Origin of the sequence: Wenzhouxiangella psychrophila, assembly GCF_042310375.1 — a bacterium.
Lineage (GTDB): Bacteria > Pseudomonadota > Gammaproteobacteria > Xanthomonadales > Wenzhouxiangellaceae > Wenzhouxiangella.
Window position 1 is genome coordinate 1 of the sequence record NZ_JBHJMQ010000003.1, and the last position, 15,525, is coordinate 15,525.

Here is a 15,525-nt window from a genome sequence, read left to right on the forward strand (position 1 = left end):
TCTAGAGGGCTAATGCATAACAAATCGCTCAAGTATGTTCCGGCCCTTCGGGCCTCCACCGGACGCGGCTAAAGCCGCGCCGCTTAGCTCAGACGTTAGAAGCTTATTGGAGAACTATGATGAAGTTGAGCAGTTATTTTGGTGCCTCAAGCGTGGTCGGTGCCGCCATTGTCCTGGCCCAGGCCGCTTTTGCTGGTGACGGGTTTCAGCCGAAAGGCTATATTCAGAATGATCGCGGCGATCAGTGCTGGTACACGCAAATCACTGACCCGGAAAGTACCTATTTCCACGGAACGCTCAAAGGAAAGATGGGTGTTATTACGTTTGACGATCCCGGATGCATGTCAGCAGCCGATGTAGGGTTGGACGTAAATAAGATGATGATTAATAACATCATTGCTAGATGGTACTCGCACAGTGATGCGGCGTTTCAGACAAGGGTCTCGGAACTCTTTCCCGGAAGCATGATGCAGAAAAAGGGATTGTGCATTCAATCTAGCACGTACCCGCTCATCGGCATCACCGTAGATTACGAGATAAGAAATAAGTCCATTATTCGGGTTCGGCATGGTAGTAGCGTCCAGGGATGCACAAAGTGACCGAGCGAGTGCCATTGGTATGAATCCAGGGCTTCTAACAAATAGCTCAAGCGGACGCGGGCTAACTTCCGGGCCGGCAAAGCCGGGCTGGTTCCTTGGCCGCGCCGCTTAGCAAATTGGTTAGGCTCCTCTAAGTTCCGCATGCGGTTTTAAAATACCAAGCCAACTTAGAAATTACACGGAGAAAATATCATGAAAAACATTCCCGCGCTTTTTATCCTAGGCTCAGTCGGCGTAGTAGTTACGGCGCTGATACATATCCTTGTGGCCAGCCTAACTGAAAATGCAAGTCTTGCTCTCTGGTTGCCGCTCTACGTCGTCTGGATGGTGTTTATGGCCATAGGGCTGGCGCAAATTAGAAGGGCTGCATATCCCAAGTAGGTAAAGGTCATAACGGTGCCTAACAAGTCGCTCAAGTACGTTCCGGGCGTGTCGGCCCTCCACCGGACGCGCTTACGGGCGCCGCTTAGCTAAACGTTAAATTACAAAAATAGCATGCGAGTAGGGAGCTTCATTTTCGTTGTAGTTGGGCTTTTAGGAGCTTTTTTCAGCTTCCTGGAATTATCTGGAGCCTCCCTTCCTTATCAGGATGCAACGCCAGAAATATTGGAGCAGCAATCCGCTAGCATTCAGTTTTGGAGAGCGTCACTACTGGCAAATCTTTTCCTTCTCATTGTTGGCGGGTGGGGGTTGTGGCGTACACGCCGCAGGAAATAATCGCATGGTCGTAGTCGGCGTGGCGCTGCAAATTACCAAAAACATTAAGTCTGTTCCAGGCCGATGGCCCTCCGCGGAACGCCCTTGTCAGGGCGCCCTTATGGCCGGCGTTAGGCCGATTGAGGACGTGGCGCAGGCACATAAGGACAAGAATGACTGAAGCAATAATCGCGCTGGTTTCGGCGACCGCTCTCTTGCTCGGCTCACCAGGCCCTGCCCCCCTCGCACTTGCTGGTACAAGTGCGGCGTTCGGGGTCCGGCGCGGCCTCCCTTTCCTCCTAGGTATCCTTGCCGGCCTGTCCGTCGCCATCATCGGCGCTACAGCCGGCTTGGCAGCCTTATTTCAAGCGTATCCAGCCGCCCGCCTGGTCGTGCAAGTGCTTGGGGGCGTATACATTTGTTACGTGGCCCTGAAGATCGCCACGGCTCCGGTGGTGCACACGGGTGCCAAAAGCGGGCAATCCGCGCCGCGTTTTCTAGATGGCTTCATCCTCAACCTGCTGAATCCCAAAGCGTACGCTGCGTTCGTGGCCTTGTTCTCGCAGTTTCTGCTGCCGTTCCCGCAGCAGGCCGCGGCTTTCGTTACCACGGCCATTATTTGCCTGCTAGTCGCAGCCGCAGTGGACTTCGCGTGGCTGTGCTTTGGTGGGGTAATCGGGCCTCTCTTTAAGCGGCCTCGCCAAGCGCGAATCATGCGTGTCACGTTCGCAGTCGCTATGGTCGGTGCTGTGCTCTGGGTGTTCATGCAGTGAGGCCGGTAGCATCACGGCCCAGCAATGTGCTGGATCTGACGGCTTCACCGCGGCTCAGCGCTTACGTTATGTTGCAGGAGACAGTTGCCAGTGACTAAGGAAGTCGATGGGACCGAAATTACAAATCCGCACCGGGCTTCCTGCCATTGTGGGGCAGTTGTGCTCGAGCTCGAGCTGCCGAACGGAATAGAGAATCCCCGTCGCTGTGACTGCTCGATCTGTCGGAGAAAAGGAGCTATCGTTGCCTCTGTTCCCTTGTCTGGACTAACAATCGTAGAGGGTGCGGAGTTTCTGCGCGAGTATCAATTCAACACCAAAGTAGCACGTCATTTCTTTTGCTCGGTCTGTGGAATCTACACGCATCATCTGCGACGATCTAATCCGGAGGAGTATGGGTTCAATGTTGGTTGCCTGGAGGGCGTTAACCCGTTCAAAATCCACAATGTCCAAGTACACGATGGAATCAACCATCCTGCCGATGTCACCCATGCAACATAGCAAGCCTCTCAAGTTCGTTCCGGCCTTCGGCCTCCACCAGACGCGCTAAAGTGCGCCGCTCAGCTAAATCGTAGCTCGACCCTGCACGACCGAAGTCGACCCTAAGCCGCCGAGTGCCTTGACAGGATGGCTGAACATCGAAATTTAGAAGTATGAGCGAACTGATCGTCTGGACATATGATTGGGTGCCTGAAGGTCCCCGCGGGTTTGTGCGCGATATACGACTGAGATGGGCGTGTGAGGAAGCGGGGCTTGCCTATTCCGTGCGAACAGTCCCTTTCAACGACCGTGGACCCTGTCATTTAGCGCATCAACCATTCAGGCAGGTCCCGTTTCTAAGCGATGGCGAGCTTGAAATATTCGAGAGTGGTGCAGGGGTGCTGCATCTGGCACGAAAAAGTGAAAGACTGATGCCGCGCGATCCTCTCGGGGAAGCTCAAACGTTGCAATGGACGATCGCCGCGCTCAACTCGATCGAGATGGTTACGGTACCTTGGTGGTTCTTGGAAGTGACCGGAGTAAAAGACAATCATCTTACCGACTGGCTGGAAAGCCGCCTCGATCGCATGGAGAGCATACTAAGAGAGCGGGAATGGCTGGTGGCAGACCGTTTTACGGCCGCAGACCTGCTAATGACCGATGTCCTTCGCGTCGCGAAACTTCGCTCATTCGGAGATCGGCCGGCGACAGAGTCCTATGTGACGCGGATTACAGAGCGTTCCTCATTTAAGAAGGCTCATGCAGACCAACTCGCGCATTTTGCAGCGGCAGACTGACCGCCCATACCCAAGAGTTGCTTTTTCACAGGGTTAATATTGGCGAAACACCACCGCTTCCCTATGCAGCTTTATTCCGGCAGTTAAGTGAAGCGTTATACCGCTTGAGATCACAGGCAAACAATGAGAATTATCACCAAATCTTTCTTTTTCGCACTCATCTTGGGGGTGGTGTGGATCGCTCCGGTATCGCTCACGCGGGCGGAGATCCCCGGTGAATCTGGTACTGAGCCGGTTACCGAGGCCGCCATAGAAATCAACCTGAAAAATGGCACACCGGAGGAAGCCCAGGCTAAAAAGCAGATCCGGCGGCTTCTGACCAAGTACGGCCTTGACGACTGGATCTTCACGCGCGAGATTTTGATCGATGCGACGGAGCTTCCACACAGCCACCCCGTGCTGACACTTAACACCAGCGATCTTAACCGTGACGACTGGCAACTTTCGGACTTTCTGCACGAACAGGCGCACTGGTTCATTGTTACCCGCGATTCGGCGGAGGAGGCGGCTATCGAGGAGCTTCGGCGGATGTACCCGAATCCGCCCCCCCACCGGGAGATCGGGACACGCTCCGAGGAAAGCACGTACCTGCACCTGATCGTAAACTGGCAGGAATTGGACGGACTGGCGGAGTTTCTGGGCGAAGAGCGAGGGCGCGAGTTGCTTGCAAAGAAGGACCATTATGAATGGGTGTACGAACGCATTCTGCAGGAGACCGACCGGATTGGGGCGGTTCTTGCCCGGCATGGCCTCGTTTTGACGCCGGAGAGAGGGCTGATTGTTCAGCCCGACGAGCAATGAGAAGTATAACAAGCCACTCAGGTACGTTCCGGCCCTGTCGGGCCCCCACCGGACGCGCCAGAGGCGCGCCGGGTAGCTAAGACCTTATATCGCATGCTCGGCAAACTGCTAAACAGAATATTGGGAGCTGGTAGCGAATTCAATCCGACTGGTCCCTGGCTAGATGAAATAACTGACCGTGGCTTTATACTGCGATCCAGGTTCACTACGCCTGAGATTCGGGACCCGAAATTGCTTCAAAGAATTACTATCGTGACCAACGATCAGGGACCCCTCAGAGAGGATGTCTTCTGGAAATTCGAACATCCTGATGGGAACTTCTACTTTCCCGCCGCAACGGACCACGGTGAGTCCATGCTCTGTTTTTTCCAAAATCTAAAGGGCTTTGATAATGACAAGGTAATTGAGGCAATGACCTGTGCGGAGAATAAAGCATTCGTTGTGTGGGATCGCAATGACATCTAACAAATCGTTAAAGTAGGTACTGGCCCTGTCGGGCCCTTGTCGGAAGCGCTCAAGGCGCGCTGCCTAGATGAATCGTTATAGGAGACGACAATCAGATATTTCGTCGCTCAAACCATGATGATATGCACCCTCGGACTTACTTGTGCTTCCCTGTCGGCCGGCGAGATTGATCTTGACTACTCCGAGGAGCGGCCCATGCCCAACTACCCGCGCCACGCCGCGATTGAGTGCCTGGAAGGGGAAGTCCTGGCTCAATTTACTGTTTCGGAGTCTCTCGAGGCCGAGAACGTGAAGATCCTACGCGCCACGCCCAGTGGCGTTTTCGAGCAGGTCGTTCTGGATGCCCTTGCTCGTTGGTCGATTGATACAGCGCCGGGAACCAAGCTCGAGAAGCTGTTCAAATTCGATCTTGGCAAAGGTGCATGCTCCGAATAGGTTCTTCCTTTAACAACTCGCTCAAGTCTGTTCCAGCACTGACGGGCCTCCATCGGACGCGCTTACGCGCGCCGCTTGGCTAAATCGTTGGGCGGTCTAGAATACGTAAATGAACCCGATGCCTACTTCGGCTTCGTAGTTGCTGCGAGTGATTGGGCTATCCTTGATGTCTCCAAAATAACGCTCATAGAGCGCTTCACCGAAAATCTGCCAATTCTCGCTGATGTAGTTACGATAACTGTAATTGGCCCCGAGCGAGCGGAATCCGCCACTCAGATCGGTTTGATTCAGTCCCGATGTAGCTGACTGCATTGCATTGATTCCGAAATCCCGATTGGCACGTTCGCTGTCGTGAAAAACCGCAACGACTCCGATTTCAGAACCGCTTCCGTCCCTGCGTTCGCCGAAGCGGCGCCCCACCCCGAAAATACCGAGGTTCCCGTTCTCGCCGGTTATGACTCGGCCATCCAGCCAGTAACGCCAATCAGCACTGAACGCGCGGCGCGCTTGCAGCACGACTTCGATGCCCTCATCCGAATCGCCGAGTCCATCCAGGCGACCGTCATCGGAATCGTTTTCTTCACGGCCCTCGTCGAAGGCCACGGCGGCGTCGAAGAACCACGTATCGGCACGAAGACCGCGCCAGCCCAGCGCCTCACCGGCGAAATAGAAAATGTTATCGCCTGTTCGCCATTGCACCGCACCAGCGGGCTGGACTTCGAAGCCGAATTCGTCCGACCCTTCGTAGGCTGATTCGTATTCAACACCAAGGCCAAGCCCGAAGGCCCAGCCATCCTCGCCCTTCGTGAAATCGTCGATCGAGGGCAAGGGCACCAAAGCTGTCTTTTCGTCCTGTGCTAATGCGGTTTGCAAGACGAACGCAAGCATGAACACTGACGAAAGTAAGCCTGTAAATGTTTTCACTTAGATTCCACACCAGTTTATATTGATCTATTATCATTCAGGATCTGTGAATTCTGAGTGAAGCTTCAATCAAATGATCGGGATACTTCATGTAGTCTTCGCGATAGCAGCCCTGGTCGTCGGTGCTACAGTTTTCTTTCGACGAAAAGGTGATACAAGGCATCGAATTCTCGGCTATTTTTACGCGGCATTCTTGATCGCGATGAATGTAACTGCGCTTTCTGTCTACGAAGACTCCGCCGGTGTCGGGCCGTTTCATATCCTTGCGGTCGTTAGTGTCACCACGCTGATCTGTGGATTCGTTCCAGCCTTCCTGCGCCGGCCAGCGCCCTCGTGGCTTCAACTTCATGCCTATTTCATGAGTTGGTCTTACGTAGGCCTGGTGGCAGCAGGTCTGGCCCAGATTGCAACAATGTCAACTAGCCTCCCAACATGGTTCGCGGTAGGGCTGCCATCAATTTTGATCGTACTGATCGGAGGCGCGCTCATCCACACTCGGGTTCCAAAGATCCTTGCTGCGCTTGTCCCGGGCAGGCGTAACCTTGGCGGGGGCTCGCAGCCCACACACTCCGCTCGCGGTTGAAGCCCAACTTCAAGGGGCCTTTCGAGTGCACTTGGCATTTTCAGGCACAGAATACGAGAGCAGCTTCCGGCAGTATATCCTCGAGCTCGGCGCTGAAAAGCGATACCTTTTTCCCTCTCGACTTTGATGCGTGTGAATTTACCGAGCGACTAGCCAAACTGGACAGATTCAAAAGAGGGATTGATCTTCAAAATCGCAAACACTTCGGTTGTGCGGGAGCGGCCCCCTTTGTGGTCGGCCGCTCTTGCGGTCATTAGCTCAACGTGCGAGCGAGAAATGAAGAAGTGTATGTTCGCCGTCAGCCGCCGATGACCGCTGCATTGGTAAGTGCTCCATCATGAAAACCGCCATTGCCTTAATGCTGTTAGTCGGCCCGCCGTTGTCTCTATTTGGCCTCTACATTCGCGAGTACGGCCTCACGATAAGTAAACCCGGTGGATGGAACGTATTTTCACTACTTGCGGTGCTTTTGCTATTGGCAAGCGTGGCTGTGATCCTGAGCGGGGAAGCGGGCCGGGTTCTGAATGCCCCATTCTTTCCGTTCAGGGGGATTCTGATCTTTTTTGTTTCGGGCGTAGCCTTCTCCGCAGCGATATTTCCGGGGGTTTTCGCACAATACACCGGCACATTGCCTAAGGCTGATGAACTCCGCCTCGAATGGCTGATTGCCGTTCCAGCCTGGATGTGGATCCTGGTTGTAATAGCCTTGGTGGTACTCGAGTATGCTTTCTGATAGTGCACTCGATTGGCGGGGCCCCGTTGAACTTCGGTGGTTAACAATTATCATCTTGAGACTTATCTGGAGGCTTGCCCTATGGATGAAGCAGCCTCCCGACAAGCAGGGATTTCCCAGTGATCAATAAGTATCAGCTTACGGCGTTGTTGCCCATCACGATTCTATGGGGATGGGTGTTGAGCTCAGCCGACAGTGCAGATGCCGGCGCGTGGCCACTCGTCCTGGTCGTGCTGGTTCCGTGGGGTGTGATCGACTGGATTGCTTCCGGTTCGGGTTTGTTGAAGGGAAACAATCGTCTGCCCACCGGCGCTGAGCGCATCCTCTGCTATGTATTCATGGGCGCTGGAGCAATGCCTTTACTTTCGGCCAGCGCCGGCATCATGGCGCTGAAGAGTTTCAAGCCGGAAATTTTGCCGACGCTATTTGGCGATGGAATGGACGTCGGGCTCATCTGTCTGTTTGGCCTGATTTCGACCAGCACGCTGCGCCTTTTGGGCTGGACCGACAACCTGTTCACCAACAGCACGGCGAGTCCGGGACCGGGCGGCGGCGGAGGCGCCTGATCGCCCGCCATTGACCACGGCTAACCATTACTGAAGAGTTCCTGGAGAACGGATGAGCGCATTGAACCTCCGCAAAGAAGCTGAGCATCTGGAAGACTACTGGACGCCGCGAGTCGTGGCCCGGCTCAACAAGCAGTTCGTGAAGGTTGCCAAGGTCAAGGGAGAGCTGGCCTGGCACAAGCATGACGACGAGGACGAGATGTTCCTGGTTCTGGCCGGCAGTCTTCGCATCGAATACGAAGACCGCCCGCACGTCGACCTGGCTGAGGGCGATTGCCATGTCGTTCCCAGGGGCGTGATGCACAACCCGGTGTGCGAGGATGAATGCCTGATCGCGCTGTTCGAGCCGGACAGTACCGAGCACACGGGAGACAGGGTGACCGAGAAGACGGTGCCCATCGAGCAGCAGCTGGACAGTTGTTCCGGTTAGCTGCCCCGCCACAAAATTGCTACAGGCCGGCCATCCGGCCGCCCGAATAGCCGGGTATATTTCCGATATGGTTTCGCTTTCGCCCGGGATGGTTTCCGGGCGAAAGCGATCGGTGAGGTCCACTTCGGAGACACGGCATGGCGCGCGCCACGGCTGCGGCCGCAGTGGCGCAGGGGCTGATCGCCATCGCGGCCATCCCGGGTGGCTGGGGCGGGCCGGCCGGTGGGCCCGCCGAGCTGCTGGGCATCAACGGCTTCTTTGTCGTTCTCTGGATTACGGCCATGCTGCCGTTTCGCCAAGCGGCAGCGCAAACGTCTTCCCGTGAACGCGGGTAGTCACAAAAGACTGGCGCTGGCCCTTGTCCTTCTCGGACTGGTGCTGGCGATCACCAAGATAATCGCCGACAGCGAGCCCGGCGCGATTCCCCTGGCACTGATGATCGCGGGTATTGGCTGGTTGATCTATGCTTCCCGGCTCAAAAAGTGATTCCATGTTGAACGAAACGGGTCTGGGCCATCTTCGTTGCGGCGCTATGTGCTGCCCGACCTCTTGGACGAAGGCAGCCGAAAGGATGCGCGGGCGCGGTCGGTCGTCCTGCGCTATCCTCGACAGGGTCTGACCGGAAATCGGGTAACGGAAAATCGAGTGACCATTCATGAACCCCATCGCGTTCACCGCACAGTGTGGCTGCGCGCCGCCGTCATGGGCGCCAACGACGGTATCGTGTCGACTTCCAGCCTGATCATCGGCGTGGCCGCCGCCAGCGCCTCGCACGAAAACATCCTGATTGCCGGCGTGGCCGGACTGATGGCCGGCGCCATGTCGATGGCGGCGGCGGAGTACGTCTCGGTCAGCTCGCAGTCGGATACGGAGAAAGCCGACCTGGAAGTCGAGCGCCGGTCGATCGAAGAAAACCCCCAGGCCGAACTGGAAGAGCTGGCCGAAATCTACCAATCGAGGGGGCTGGATCCGGACCTGGCCGAGAACGTGGCCCGTCAGCTGATGGATCACGACGCGCTGGGCGCCCACGCCCGCGACGAAATCGGCATCTCGGAAGCCACCAGCGCCCGACCCACACTGGCCGCGTTGTCTTCGGCGGCCACCTTCGCCATCGGGGCGGGATTGCCGCTGGCGGTGGCCTGGCTGTCTCCCCTGTCGCTGGTCATCCCCATGGTCGCCGGTGCCTGCCTGCCGCTGCTCGCGGCACTGGGCGCCCTGGCCGCCCGCACCGGCGGCGCGTCCATGCTGATCGGCGCGGTACGGGTTGCCTTCTGGGGGAGCCTGGCGATGGCGCTGACAGCGGGTGTGGGGCGCCTGTTCGGCGTTGAATCCTGAAAAACCGGTATCCGATCTACGCCCAAGGAGGAATGAAATGCTGACTGCAAGACTCTGGATTTCGCTGGTGACGCTGCTGGCCATCGGCGCGGTAATCGTGCCGGCCCGCGGTGCTGGTTCCGATACGACCGCAACCATCGCCGCTGTTTTCGACGGCGATGCAGGTGAGTGGATCGACCTGACCCACGCTTTCGATGAAAACTCGATCTACTGGCCGACCGATACCCGCGGATTCGAGATGGAGGAGCTGGCCCATGGTCATACCGAAGGGGGCTGGTTTTATTCCTCCTACCGTTTTTCCATGGCCGAGCATGGCGGGACGCACCTCGATGCGCCAATTCACTTTGCCGAAGACCGACAGACGTCCGACGAGATCCCGCTCGACCGCCTGATCGGGCCGGCGGCCGTGCTCGACGTATCTGAACAGGCCCATTCCGACTACCTGATATCGGTGGATGACTTCCAGGCCTGGGAGGCCGAACACGGCCGGCTACCCGAAGGCGCTATCGTGCTGGTGAACACCGGATGGGGTGAGCGTTACGACGACCGTGCCGCTTACCTGGGCACCGACAAGACCGGCCCGGAAGCCGTTGCCGAACTGCATTTTCCCGGCCTCGATCCGGAAGCGGCCCAGTGGCTGGTCGATCATCGCGACATCGCCGCCCTCGGGCTGGACACGCCCAGCATCGACTACGGCCAGTCGAAGGAATTCCGCTCGCACGTGATTCTCTACAAGCAGAACATCCCGGGCTTCGAGAATATTGCCAACCTGGCCGAGTTGCCGCCTGCGGGCAGCTTTGTTGTAGCGCTGCCGATGAAGATCGCCGGCGGCAGTGGCGGGCCGCTGCGCATCGTGGCGTTCATTCCTTCGGCAAGTTCGTGACGGCCTGAGCCTCAACCCAGCAGGAAGTAGGCGCCGTAGCCGACGATCAACGCGGGGATGCCGGTATACAGCGTGGCCACGATGGCGGCTTTTGGCGCCAGGGCGATGGCCGGGAACAGGGCATCGCCGTCGTTGCTGATGGCGTTGGCAAATAGCGCGGCCATCGGAATCGCGCCGGTGAGGTAGAGCGTGGTGACGATGATCTGCGGGCCGCATCCGGGCAGGAAACCGACCAGCGCGGCAATCAGCGGCGTCAGGGGCGCCCAAACGACGAACCAGCTGTTGAGATCCGCGCCGGTGAAATGTACGCCGAGCTCGAACAACAGGAAAGCGGCGATGACCCAGACGGTGACGAAATTGGTGTCGTTGATCACGCGCGAGGTGGGCGTGGGTTGCGGCTCGGCCAGGTCATTGGGGTTGGCCGCGGTGTACTGGTGCCCGGGGTCGGACGACAGATGAGCCGCCCACATCATCAGTGCGAGCACGCCCCCGGCAAATCCCAGCAGCGTGACCGGCTGGTAGACGGCCAGGTTGCCGAACCAGGTGTTCGGATCGATCTGCATGGCGATGGGCACGGCGAAGACCACGCCCGGCAGCATCAGTGCCACCCAGACCGGATGCAGGGCCTTGATCGTGAGCGGCCGATGGCGGCCCGCTGCCGCCCTTCGCTTTGCCTCCTCGGGCGAGGTCAGGGATTGCTGCCGCATGAACTCACGGCCGTGGATGCCTTCCAGCAGGTAGCCGCTGATGGTGCCGACCACCAGGCCGAGGCCGAATACCATCAGCCCGGTCATCGGCTCGCGCGCCAGCAGCAGGAACGCGGCGTCGCCCATGGTGGCGGTGAGCACCGCGATCAGCGCGCCGAAACCGACGTGACCGTTAACGTACTGGGTTACCACCACGATGGCGCCGCCGCAGCCCGGTAGCGCGCCGAGGAAAGCCGCCACGGGCACCTGGGCGCGCGGATGACCGGCCAGGAACCCGGCCATGTCGAAGTTGAACAGGCGTTCGGCGCCGTAGATCAGCGCCAGCGTGAAAGCGACAAAGACACTGACCTGAAGATACGCTTCGCTGATGGTGGCGACCATGATCTGGCCGGACTCCGGGAACAGCAGGCCCAGGCCGAGCAGGGTGAACGGGATCAGCACGCGCCACGACAGCGACTTCCGGCTCCACAGCTGGAGATCGTTGAGCCCGCGTTTGGCGGCCAGGATGAACGCGGTCATGGAATCGGTTCCGTTCAAATCACTAAATTCTAATCGTTTACGATCAAAAATAGGGCAACGGCAGCGCCGATGCAATTGCCTTTTTGCCGATGCGGGACCGAAGGCCCGTCGTCCGGAAACTTGCAGCGGTTGCGTCGGCACCGAACCGTCGATATTGATAAGGAGCAGGAATGATCCGCGACAACCATGAAACGTACGGCACCGTTAGTCGTTTTCTGCACTGGGGCATGGCCCTGCTGCTGGCCTGGCAGTTTCTGTCGGCCACCTCGCATGCCCTGTTCGACGACACGGCCATCGAGGCCTTCTTCTGGCCCTCGCACAAGCCGATCGGCCTGATTCTGCTGCTGCTGATGGTCGTTCGGGCCGTGTGGGCGCTGGCCCACCTGCGCATGCGACCGCCCTCGGTCAACCGCCTGGCCACTGCCGGGCATGTGCTGCTCTACCTGCTGGTGCTGGTGATCCCGTCCCTGGCATTGCTGCGCCAGTATGGATCGGGCCGTGCCTGGGAGCCCCTGGGTATCCCGCTGTTCCCGGGGTTCGAGGGCGAGAAGATCGAGTGGATGATGGCGCCCGCCAACCTGCTACACGGCTGGCTGGGCTGGACGTTGCTGGTTCTGATCGTCGGCCATATCATCGTCGCTGGCTGGCACCGGCGTCGTCCCGCCCAGCCCGACGTGCTCGAACGGATGTGGTAGTCAACGATGCAGAAAATCTACAAGTCGCACATCGATACCTGGTTGTTGGCCGCGCTCCTGGCGGCCATGGGCCTGGCGCTGCTGGCCGCCCTGGAAGTCATCGTGGTGGCGGACCGAAGTGCCTGGTGGATTGCGCCGATTGCCGCGGTGCTTGGTGTCGGACTGCCGTTCTGGTTGCTGGTGGATACGAAGTACCGGCTGGACGAGAAGGAGCTGCGAATCAGCAGCGGTCCGTTTCGGTGGCGTGTCCTGCTGTCGACCATTCAGTCGGTCGAGCCCAGCGCCAATCCCATCGCCAGCCCGGCCTTGTCGCTCAAGCGCATCCGCATCGATTACGGCGCCGGGCAGACCGTCTACATCTCACCCCGTGATCGCGAGGCGTTCATCAAGGAGCTCGACCGGCTGCGTGCCGACGCCGGCCGGCATGAATAAGGCCGGACTGATTGCCGGACTGGTGATCGTCTATATCCTGTTGCTCCTGCCATTGATGATCTGGCCCGACTACATCGATACACCGTTGGGCTTGATCGCGGTGCTGCCCATGTTTGCCGTCCACGTACTCGATCGCGCCGGTGTGCCAGGCCTGTTATCAACCTCTTCATGTAGCTGGGGATGGTGTGAGCCGTCCACGCTGGGTTGGGCCGTCATGCTGCTGGTCGCGGCAGTGATGATCGTGTTTCTGGCGGTGGCTTTAAGCGCCTTACGGCGGAAGCCCTGAAATGGCCGAAGGCGGGGCGTCCAGCGTGCCAGAGCGCCTGGAGTTGCCGCCGTATCTGGATTCCGCGCGTCTGGTTCAAGAGCTGGATGCATCACCAGTTCCGTTCGGGCCGTCGCTGGCCCTGGTGCGTCGTCGGCAAATCGCGGCGGAGCTGAGGCTTCGACAGTACTTTGACGACAGCGCGCGCTGTTCACAAGGCCGGATTCGCCTTCCCGATTCGGTTCAGCTGTTGTGGCGGCAACACAAGTACTCAGCCCTTGCGCGCGACGAACGCGGTTATCGGCAGACCGGTCCGGATGTGGCGCAGGGCCGGATCGGCTTCGAAGCCTTGGCCGCAAAGCTGAATGCCTGGCTATCTGAGCCGCCCGGGCCCGGTGGATTGCGCAACGCCGTCGAGCACATGTGGGGCCACGTCTCCGAGCGGGCCGAACGCATGCGTGCCGATGTCGGGGACGAGCCGCTTGTACTGCTGGCCGAGGTCGGCCACGAGGCCGTTCGCCAGGACAATCGCTACCTGCTCGAGCAGACGGCCCTCACCGAACTGTTCGGGTGGCATGATGAATAGGCAATTGTCTGCAGCAAACGGAGAACCACAATGCCCCACTGGCTGTACCTGTCGATCGCGATCGTCGCCGAAGTGGTCGGCACCTCGTTTTTGAAAAGCGCGGAAGGGTTCACGAAGCTGGCGCCTTCAGTTGTGGTGGTCGTGTCCTATACGATCGCTTTCTTCTTCCTGGGCCTGGCGCTCAAGACCCTGCCGGTCGGCATTGCCTACGCCATCTGGGCCGGGGTCGGCGTCGCATTGATCGCGCTGGTCGGCTACGCTGTATTCGGCCAGCCGCTGGATGCCCCGGCCATCGTCGGAATGGCGCTGATCATTGCCGGGGTGGTGGTGATCAACGTGTTTTCGCGCACGGTGGCAAACGGCTGAGTATTGGCTTGCCTGGCGCGTTTTCCCACAGCAGGATGACATCATGAACAGATACTGCATATTGATGATTGCCACGCTCGCGGCAGGCGCGGCCGTAGCCGATGATATGGCGCTGGTCGGTGCGACCGTCCATGACGGGACGCGCGGTCCGGCGCTGGAAGACGGCGTGATCCTCGTCGCCGACGGGCGAATTACCTGCGTGGGCTCACGGGTCGAGTGCGCGACCACCGAGCAGTTCGAGACGGTCGACCTGTCGGGACGCCACATCACGCCGGGTCTGGTCGACGGTCACGTGCACTACGCGCAGACCGGCTGGCTGGACGGACGACCCGACAGCCGTATCGGAACGGATCACTACGACTACGAGGCGCTGCAGCGATCGCTGCGCGATGATCCCGGCCGCTGGCATCGCGCGTACCTGTGTTCGGGTATCACGGCCGTCTACGACGTCGGGGGATTGCCCTGGACTGTGGAGCTCGCCCAGGCGGATGAAGCGCCCCCGCAGCGCCCGCATTACAAGGCCGCCGGCCCCCTGATCACCCACTACGAGCCGGTCTTCGGCGTAATGAGCGCGATGGGGACGGATACGTTCCTGCCGATGGATTCCGACGAGGCCGCCAGGGAGAGTGTGGAACAGCTGGTCGATATGGGTGCGCAGGCGATCAAGGTCTGGTATCTGGATTCGCCGGCCAATCAGCGCGAGGCGATGGACGAGCGTATCGGCCTGATCGGCGAAGCCGCCAGAGAAGCCGGCCTGCCGCTGATCGTTCACGCCACCGAGCTGCGCAACGCCAAGGCCGCGCTGCGTGCCGGTGCGCAGATGCTGGTGCACAGCGTGGAAGATCAGCCCGTTGACGAAGAGTTCCTGGAACTCATGCGCGCCAACGGCACTTTCTATGCGCCCACGCTGACCGTGTCGGGCAACTGGGCTCGCGCGGTGGCCAGCGTGCGGTTGGGTGTCGAAGCGCCCGAGATCGATGATCCCAATGGTTGCGTGGATGCCGAAACCCGGCGCGTCGTCGCCGAAGCCGATGAGTTTTTCGGCGAGCCGTCCCCTGCCGTGGTGGAAGGCGCCTTTTCCCGCCTGGAAGCAACCGCCGCCGGGGAAGCGCTCATGCAGCGCAATCTGTTGCGCGTGTTCGAGGCGGGCGTGCCGATCGTCACCAGCACCGACGCCGGCAACCCGCTGACGCTGCACGGCCCGTCGATCTACGCCGAAATGGAGGCCATGCAGTCGGCCGGCATTTCGCAGGGCGACATCATCAGGATGTCCACGCGAAACGGTGCGGCGGCCATGGGGCGCCTTGACGACTTCGGCACGCTCGAAGCCGGCAAGCTCGCCGACCTGATCGTGCTCGAAGACGACCCGTCCAAGTCGGCCGAGGCTTTCCGCAGTATCACGCATGTCATGCGCGCCGGAGCGTTGGCACCCATTACGGAGTACGCCGAAGAATGATC

Annotated in this window: 24 protein-coding genes; 22 read left to right on the forward strand and 2 right to left on the reverse strand. The window is 59.1% G+C overall.

Annotated features, from left to right (window positions below):
• The first annotated feature begins 116 nt into the window (after positions 1–116).
• The 8 genes from ACDC66_RS04625 to ACDC66_RS04660 all read left to right on the forward strand — a co-directional run bounded on the left by ACDC66_RS04625 (position 117) and on the right by ACDC66_RS04660 (position 5,043).
• Entirely contained in the window at positions 117–599 is a 483-nt protein-coding gene (locus ACDC66_RS04625) for a hypothetical protein (RefSeq protein ID WP_376695511.1), read from the forward strand.
• Positions 600–791: 192 nt separating this feature from the next.
• Entirely contained in the window at positions 792–980 is a 189-nt protein-coding gene (locus tag ACDC66_RS04630) for a hypothetical protein (RefSeq protein WP_376695512.1), read from the forward strand.
• A 488-nt stretch (positions 981–1,468) separates the two neighbouring features.
• Positions 1,469–2,068: a LysE family translocator gene (locus ACDC66_RS04635; RefSeq protein WP_376695513.1), complete on the forward strand. Its 600-nt coding sequence runs from the start codon at positions 1,469–1,471 to the stop codon at positions 2,066–2,068.
• A 90-nt stretch (positions 2,069–2,158) separates the two neighbouring features.
• A complete protein-coding gene (locus tag ACDC66_RS04640) occupies positions 2,159–2,566 on the forward strand; it encodes a GFA family protein (protein ID WP_459117382.1) in 408 nt (135 codons plus the stop codon).
• A 152-nt stretch (positions 2,567–2,718) separates the two neighbouring features.
• On the forward strand, positions 2,719–3,342 hold the full coding sequence (locus tag ACDC66_RS04645) for a glutathione S-transferase family protein (protein ID WP_376695514.1): 624 nt from the start codon (positions 2,719–2,721) through the stop codon (positions 3,340–3,342).
• 123 nt (positions 3,343–3,465) lie between these two features.
• Positions 3,466–4,143 carry a hypothetical protein gene (locus ACDC66_RS04650; RefSeq protein ID WP_376695515.1) on the forward strand — a complete coding sequence of 226 codons (678 nt, stop codon included), beginning with the start codon at positions 3,466–3,468 and terminating at the stop codon, positions 4,141–4,143.
• Positions 4,144–4,395: 252 nt separating this feature from the next.
• Complete coding sequence (locus tag ACDC66_RS04655) at positions 4,396–4,608, forward strand: hypothetical protein (RefSeq protein WP_376695516.1); 213 nt, start codon at positions 4,396–4,398, stop codon at positions 4,606–4,608.
• Positions 4,609–4,803: 195 nt separating this feature from the next.
• The gene (locus ACDC66_RS04660; RefSeq protein WP_376695517.1) at positions 4,804–5,043 is read left to right on the forward strand and encodes a TonB family protein; all 240 of its coding nucleotides are present in this window, start codon (positions 4,804–4,806) and stop codon (positions 5,041–5,043) included.
• Between the two features lie 96 nt (positions 5,044–5,139).
• Here the strand turns inward: ACDC66_RS04660 and ACDC66_RS04665 are convergent, their stop codons facing one another.
• Positions 5,140–5,967: a MipA/OmpV family protein gene (locus ACDC66_RS04665; protein WP_376695518.1), complete on the reverse strand. Its 828-nt coding sequence runs from the start codon at positions 5,965–5,967 to the stop codon at positions 5,140–5,142.
• Positions 5,968–6,040: 73 nt separating this feature from the next.
• On the opposite strand from ACDC66_RS04665, the gene ACDC66_RS04670 reads away from it, so the two are divergent.
• The 8 genes from ACDC66_RS04670 to ACDC66_RS04705 all read left to right on the forward strand — a co-directional run bounded on the left by ACDC66_RS04670 (position 6,041) and on the right by ACDC66_RS04705 (position 10,497).
• A complete protein-coding gene (locus ACDC66_RS04670; RefSeq protein ID WP_376695519.1) occupies positions 6,041–6,550 on the forward strand; it encodes a DUF2306 domain-containing protein in 510 nt (169 codons plus the stop codon).
• 337 nt (positions 6,551–6,887) lie between these two features.
• Complete coding sequence (locus ACDC66_RS04675; protein WP_376695520.1) at positions 6,888–7,283, forward strand: hypothetical protein; 396 nt, start codon at positions 6,888–6,890, stop codon at positions 7,281–7,283.
• 119 nt (positions 7,284–7,402) lie between these two features.
• On the forward strand, positions 7,403–7,849 hold the full coding sequence (locus tag ACDC66_RS04680; RefSeq protein WP_376695521.1) for a hypothetical protein: 447 nt from the start codon (positions 7,403–7,405) through the stop codon (positions 7,847–7,849).
• A gap of 52 nt (positions 7,850–7,901) precedes the next feature.
• Entirely contained in the window at positions 7,902–8,279 is a 378-nt protein-coding gene (locus tag ACDC66_RS04685; protein ID WP_376695522.1) for a cupin domain-containing protein, read from the forward strand.
• Between the two features lie 137 nt (positions 8,280–8,416).
• Positions 8,417–8,614, forward strand: coding sequence for a hypothetical protein (locus ACDC66_RS04690; RefSeq protein WP_376695523.1), 198 nt, complete (start codon positions 8,417–8,419; stop codon positions 8,612–8,614).
• The gene (locus ACDC66_RS04695) at positions 8,601–8,765 is read left to right on the forward strand and encodes a hypothetical protein (RefSeq protein WP_376695524.1); all 165 of its coding nucleotides are present in this window, start codon (positions 8,601–8,603) and stop codon (positions 8,763–8,765) included. Before ACDC66_RS04690 ends, ACDC66_RS04695 begins: the two co-directional genes overlap by 14 nt.
• A 159-nt stretch (positions 8,766–8,924) precedes the next feature.
• Positions 8,925–9,614, forward strand: a complete 690-nt coding sequence (locus ACDC66_RS04700) for a VIT1/CCC1 transporter family protein (protein WP_376695525.1) — start codon at positions 8,925–8,927, stop codon at positions 9,612–9,614.
• Positions 9,615–9,651: 37 nt separating this feature from the next.
• Positions 9,652–10,497 (forward strand): cyclase family protein, encoded by an 846-nt coding sequence (locus ACDC66_RS04705; RefSeq protein ID WP_376695526.1) that lies wholly within the window; start codon positions 9,652–9,654, stop codon positions 10,495–10,497.
• Positions 10,498–10,508: 11 nt separating this feature from the next.
• On the opposite strand, the gene ACDC66_RS04710 is transcribed toward ACDC66_RS04705, so the two are convergent.
• Positions 10,509–11,723 (reverse strand): putative manganese transporter, encoded by a 1,215-nt coding sequence (locus tag ACDC66_RS04710; RefSeq protein ID WP_376695527.1) that lies wholly within the window; start codon positions 11,721–11,723, stop codon positions 10,509–10,511.
• Positions 11,724–11,893: 170 nt separating this feature from the next.
• Between ACDC66_RS04710 and ACDC66_RS04715 the strand changes: the two genes are divergently transcribed.
• The 6 genes from ACDC66_RS04715 to ACDC66_RS04740 are packed head-to-tail and all read left to right on the forward strand — an operon-like array spanning position 11,894 to position 15,523.
• Positions 11,894–12,418, forward strand: coding sequence for a cytochrome b (locus ACDC66_RS04715; RefSeq protein ID WP_376695528.1), 525 nt, complete (start codon positions 11,894–11,896; stop codon positions 12,416–12,418).
• 6 nt (positions 12,419–12,424) lie between these two features.
• Complete coding sequence (locus ACDC66_RS04720) at positions 12,425–12,850, forward strand: PH domain-containing protein (protein WP_376695529.1); 426 nt, start codon at positions 12,425–12,427, stop codon at positions 12,848–12,850.
• A complete protein-coding gene (locus tag ACDC66_RS04725) occupies positions 12,843–13,136 on the forward strand; it encodes a hypothetical protein (RefSeq protein WP_376695530.1) in 294 nt (97 codons plus the stop codon). Before ACDC66_RS04720 ends, ACDC66_RS04725 begins: the two co-directional genes overlap by 8 nt.
• 1 nt (position 13,137) lies before the next feature.
• The gene (locus tag ACDC66_RS04730; RefSeq protein ID WP_376695531.1) at positions 13,138–13,701 is read left to right on the forward strand and encodes a YbgA family protein; all 564 of its coding nucleotides are present in this window, start codon (positions 13,138–13,140) and stop codon (positions 13,699–13,701) included.
• A gap of 30 nt (positions 13,702–13,731) precedes the next feature.
• Complete coding sequence (locus ACDC66_RS04735; RefSeq protein WP_376695532.1) at positions 13,732–14,067, forward strand: DMT family transporter; 336 nt, start codon at positions 13,732–13,734, stop codon at positions 14,065–14,067.
• A gap of 43 nt (positions 14,068–14,110) precedes the next feature.
• Positions 14,111–15,523 carry an amidohydrolase family protein gene (locus ACDC66_RS04740; RefSeq protein ID WP_376695533.1) on the forward strand — a complete coding sequence of 471 codons (1,413 nt, stop codon included), beginning with the start codon at positions 14,111–14,113 and terminating at the stop codon, positions 15,521–15,523.
• The last annotated feature ends 2 nt before the right edge of the window (positions 15,524–15,525 follow it).